Origin of the sequence: Delftia sp. ASV31 (assembly GCF_016428765.1) — a bacterium.
Taxonomy (GTDB): domain Bacteria; phylum Pseudomonadota; class Gammaproteobacteria; order Burkholderiales; family Burkholderiaceae_C; genus Comamonas; species Comamonas acidovorans.
Genome location: NZ_JAELTK010000164.1, coordinates 1 through 3,616, shown reverse-complemented (window position 1 = coordinate 3,616; position 3,616 = coordinate 1). Strand labels below are relative to the sequence as shown.

At 64.5% G+C, this 3,616-nt stretch carries 1 protein-coding gene; it reads left to right on the top strand.

Translation table 11 applies throughout. The features are described 5' to 3' along the window. Positions 1 to 60: 60 nt before the first annotated feature. Positions 61 to 3,616 (top strand): S-layer family protein (locus JHD82_RS28590; RefSeq protein WP_233174939.1); only part of this gene is annotated, 3,556 nt, incomplete at its 3' end.

The window sequence follows — 3,616 nt, the reverse complement described above, 5'->3', positions numbered from 1 at the left end:
CCCCCCCCCCCCCCCCCCCCCCCCCCCCCCCCCCCCCCCCCCCCCCCCCCCCCTTTTTAGATGTGTATAAGAGACAGCCCGGTATCTGGCGCAGTGACCTATCAGCCTTCGCCGGTTGCTTACAGCTTCACCGCGCTGCCGGCCAGCACGAGCGGGTCTGAAATCGCCGCGAGTCCGCCATCGATTGCGGCCAACGGCGTCTCCACCAGCACCTTGGCCGTGCAGTTGAAGGATGCTTTAGGCAACCTTGTCACCACCTGTACCGATACGGTGGCCTTCACCCTCAATGCGGGGACGCAAGGCGTTCCTGCCGTCAGCGTCACGGGCTGCAGTGCCGGCATGTACACGGGGACGGTGACATCGCCGGTGCTGGTCGGCAGCGGCACCTTCGGGTTCACCATCAACGGGGCTGCGGCTGTTGCCACTGCAACGGTCTCCTATGCGGCCGCAACGCCGAGTACGAGTGCATCCACGATAGCCGCCACACCGGCATCGATCGTGGCCAACGGCAGCTCCACCAGTTTGCTGCGCGTGCAGCTGGTCGATGCCAGCAGCAATCCGATCAACACGTGCACGAACACGGTGGCGTTCACCCTGAAGGGCGGAACGCAGGGAACGCCGAATGTGGGCGCGGCCTCGTGTACCGCCGGCATCTATACGGGTACCGTCACATCGCCCACGGCGGTCGGCAGCGGGATCTTCGGATTCACCATCAACGGCTCAGCTGCAGTTGCTACGGCTTCAGTGAGCTACACGGCGGGTCCGCCAAGTACCAGCGCCTCGACCATCGTTGCGAGTCCGACCTCGATCATTGCCAATGGCACCGCAACCAGCACATTGACGGCGCAGCTCAAGGATGCGTCAGGCAATTCGATTGCGACCTGTGCCAATACGGTGGCCTTCACGCTGAACGGCGGAACACAGGGCTCGCCTGCGGTCGGCGCGGGGGCGTGCAGCGCAGGGGTGTACACGGCAACCGTCACGGCACCTACCGCAGTCGGCAGCGGCACCTTTGGCTTCACCATCAATGGCTCGGCCGCCACGGCTACGGCTGTGGTGAACTACACGGCCGGCCCGCCCAGCAATGGCGCCAATGGAAACCTGATCAGTGCCAGTCCGCTCAGCGTTGTCGCAGACAACACTGCCACGAGCTCGATCAGCGTGGCCCTGCGCGATGCCAATGGCAATCCCGCCACGGATACGGTGGCGCACACGATTGTCTTCACCAAAACGGGCGCGGGCACGACCACGCCGGCCGCACCCACGTGCACGATCGCGGCCAATGCCAATCCGGCCACCTGCTCCGTGACGGTGAAATCGGCCACGGTCGGCACCGCAAGTTTCACGGCAACGGACAACGGAACGGCCGTGAGCAATGGCAGTCCGGTATCGGTCAACTTCATTGCCGGGCCGCCCAGCAATACAGCCAGCGGCAATCTGCTCAGTGCCACACCGCTCTCGGTGATGGCCGACGGTACGAGCACCGGCACGGTGACCGTTGCACTGCAGGACGCCAATGGCAATGCAACGGTCGATACGGTCGCCCACACCATCGGCTTTGTCCATACCGGCGCCGGCACGCCGTCGGCAACTTCCTGCACGATTGCGGCCAATGCGAATCCAGCGCGCTGCTCCATCACGGTGACATCCACCGTGGCGGGTGCGGCGAGCTTCACAGCCACGGACAACAACGGCACCACCACCCAGAGCGTGGCAAATGGCAGTCCGGCCGTGATCAACTTCACGGCCAATGCCGCCGACCCAGCCAGGTCGGGGGTGCGTACCGTCAGCAGTCCGGTCACGGCCAATGGCTCGGCGACAGATGTGCTTGAAGCGTTTGTGGGAGATGTCAACGGCAATCCGGTGGCCGGAAGCGTTGTCACGTTCTCTCCCACCGCAAACATCACCTTCAGCGGTACCTGCACCACCAATGCGGCCGGTACCTGCCAGGTCACCGCCAAGACAACCGTCGCGGGTTCCTACACTTCCGGCGCAAGCATCGCGAGCGGCGCATTGAGCGGCAGCGGCGTCAGCTCCGGTGGCAATACCTTCGGTGCGACGGCTGCCTATGTCTTTACGGCAGGTGCCGTCGATCCCGCCAATTCGACCATGTCGGTCGATGCGAACAACCAGGCAGCTGGCGGCGGCCAGGACTTCGTTTCCGTGGTCACCAAGGATGCGTTCGGCAATCCGGTCACGGGCGTTGTCGTGAACTTCAGCGTGACGCCTGCCGGAGCGGCGCCTGCCACCGCCAGTTGCACGACTGCGGGTGCGGCGGCGACCTGCTCGGTGTCGTTCACCAGCGTGACCGCATCGACTTACTCGGCTGCCGCCACGGTGGGTGCAACTGCCATCGGCAACAGCCCGCAATCGATGGCCTTTGTCGCCGGCAATGCCTCGGCAAGCAATTCGGGCCTGCGTGTCGTGAGCGACAACGCGGCGGCAAATGGCACGGCAACCGATGTGGTGGAAGCGTATGTGCGCGATGCCGGTGGCAATCCCAAGGGCGGCGAGGTCGTCACCTTTGCCGGTACTGCCGGCGTGAAGCTGAACGGTGGCGCGGCAGGTGCGTCGGCCACTTGCACCACTGGAACAAGCGGCGCAACTTTGGGCATCTGCTCGATCACTGCCACCAGCACAGCAAGTGGTACCTACAGCATCGCCACCAGCATTCCTGCAGGAACCCTGGGTGGCACGTTCACCGTGGGAGCAAACGCGTATTCGCCAAGCGCCGCACAAATTCATTTTGTGAGCGTGGTGAACCTCAGTGTCACCAAGGCCAACCCCGGTAGCCTGGCTGTGGGCACGCCCTTCAACTATGCGTTCTCCGTGTCCAATGCCGCCAGTGCCTTCGGCCCCGCCACCAGCGTGACCATCAAGGACCTGGTGCCTGCAGGCATCAGCATCACGGGCGTGCCGACTGGTGCAAACGTGGCCAGTGCAACTTGCGCGCCCAATACCTTCCCCTTCGTGGGCAATGGCACGGCGATCCTGTCTTGCACGGTGAACTTCACTGCGGCAGTGGCGCCCGGTGGCAACACCAGCTTCAATCTGCCGGCTGTGCCGACGGCGGTGGGTTCGAGCACGAACACGGCCTCCTACGATCCATCGGGCGGCATCAGCCCCGTCAATCCGACGGCGGGTTGCACGACGGATTGCGCATCGACGCCTTCCACGCCGGTGACGCCTGGCACGCCAGCGTTGACGGTCACCAAGGCCAACCCGGGTAGCCTGGCTGTGGGGACTGCGTTCAACTACGCCTTCACGGTAGCGAATGCGGCTGGAGCGTTTGGTCCTGCCACCAGCGTGACCATCAAGGACCTGGTGCCGACAGGCATCAGCATCACGGGCGTACCGACTGGTGCAAACGTGGCCAGTGCAACCTGCACGCCCAACACCTTCCCCTTCGTGGGCAATGGCACGGCAATCCTGTCTTGCACGGTGAACTTCACTGCGGCAGTGGCGGCCGGTGGCAACACCAGCTTCAACCTGCCGGCTGTGCCGACGGCGGTGGGTTCGAGCACGAACACGGCCTCCTACGATCCATCGGGCGGCATCAGCCCCGTCAATCCGACGGCGGGTTGCACGACGGATTGCGCATCGACGCCTTCCACGC